Origin of the sequence: Rheinheimera soli, from assembly GCF_021290985.1 — a bacterium.
In the GTDB taxonomy this organism is placed as follows: domain Bacteria; phylum Pseudomonadota; class Gammaproteobacteria; order Enterobacterales; family Alteromonadaceae; genus Pararheinheimera; species Pararheinheimera soli.
Genome location: NZ_JAJOYU010000084.1, coordinates 1 through 1,385, shown reverse-complemented (window position 1 = coordinate 1,385; position 1,385 = coordinate 1). Strand labels below are relative to the sequence as shown.

Genomic DNA, 1,385 nt, shown 5'->3' with positions numbered 1-1,385 from the left:
CATACGTATGATCTTTAGGATTTGAAAAGGTGCTTCATTCGTGATCTAATTGATTTTTCGAATAAAAAAGATCACCTTTGCAGGCAAAACGAATGAAGCACGAACAAGATAGCCGATTCTTAAACGCTTTTGAACGACTTTTTTCTCCAGATGAGCTTGATACGCTTGGGCAAAAAACCGGATTTATGAAACGTCGTCGCCAGGTCACGCCGCATAAGTTCTGCATGGCGTTGGTCAGCGCCCTTGGCTCTGGGACTACGAATTCTATTACCGATATCCACCGTCAATTTAATCATATGCACTTCACCAACATACAGCTAAAACCTTTTCATAAACAGTTGGTTAAAATGGCTGCGCCTGAGTTTATGCATGAAGTGTTTGAAAAAGCACTGGCTGTGCATCTTCCAGATATGCTTACTCTGCGAGAGAAGTATAAAGACGTTTTTGAACGTATTATTTTGCAAGATGGCACCAGTTTCGCGGTGCATGGCGACTTAATGCACTATTTTCCAGGCCGTTTTAACGTACACAACCCTGCTGCGGTTGAGTTGCATGTCACCTATGATGTGTTCAAAGGACAACCACAGCGCGTAAGCCTGACCGAAGATATTGCGCCAAAGCGGGAGTATTTGCCATCAGCCTCATCCTTAGCTGGTTGCTTATTTATGGCAGATGCGGGTTATTTTTCAAAGGCTTATGTCCAGGAATTGCAAGACGCCAGCGCTTTTTTCATCATCCGCATGAGCAACAGCGTGAATCCAATGGCCGTTTGCAACAAAAGCCAGCAGGCAAAACCGCTGAAATCATGGCTAAAAGAATTACCCGGTACAGGTGCGTTGGATTTAGACGTGCATTGGCCGGATGGTCCAATTTATCGTTGTGTGGCATTTGCCGCATTAGATCACAAAAAAAGACATGTTTTGGTGTGCACCAACCTTGATCGGCAACAGTTTCCCGCAGAAGTTGTCGGCGACCTCTACCGTGTCCGCTGGCAGATTGAACTGCTATTCAAAGAATGGAAGTCGATGAATAATTTGAATAAATTCGACACGTATCATCCAACAATAGTCGAAACGCTGATCTGGGGAAGCTTGCTTGCGGCAACCTTAAAACGGTGGCTTATCAACGCGGCACAACAAAAGTATAACCGGGTGATTTCACTGTTTACCGGTGCAAAATCAGCCCATATCTGGTGGTTACCCTTTTGTTTAGATATTGCCAGAAGCCATGGCGCAGATTTAGTGACGGCCATAAATGAAGCATTGGCATTTTTAGCACAACGTTGCCAGCGTCAGAATTTGAAGAGGGATCAAAAAAACGGGGTGTTTAAAATGCTAACTAATCTAAATATATCAGCAGCTTAAGCTCTTAAGGACATACGTATG

Annotated in this window: 1 protein-coding gene; it reads left to right on the top strand. The window is 44.0% G+C overall.

The genetic code is table 11. The annotated features are described in order from the left end of the window. Positions 1–92 precede the first annotated feature (92 nt). A complete protein-coding gene (locus tag LSG37_RS21090; protein ID WP_233081975.1) occupies positions 93–1,364 on the top strand; it encodes an IS4 family transposase in 1,272 nt (423 codons plus the stop codon). The last annotated feature ends 21 nt before the right edge of the window (positions 1,365–1,385 follow it).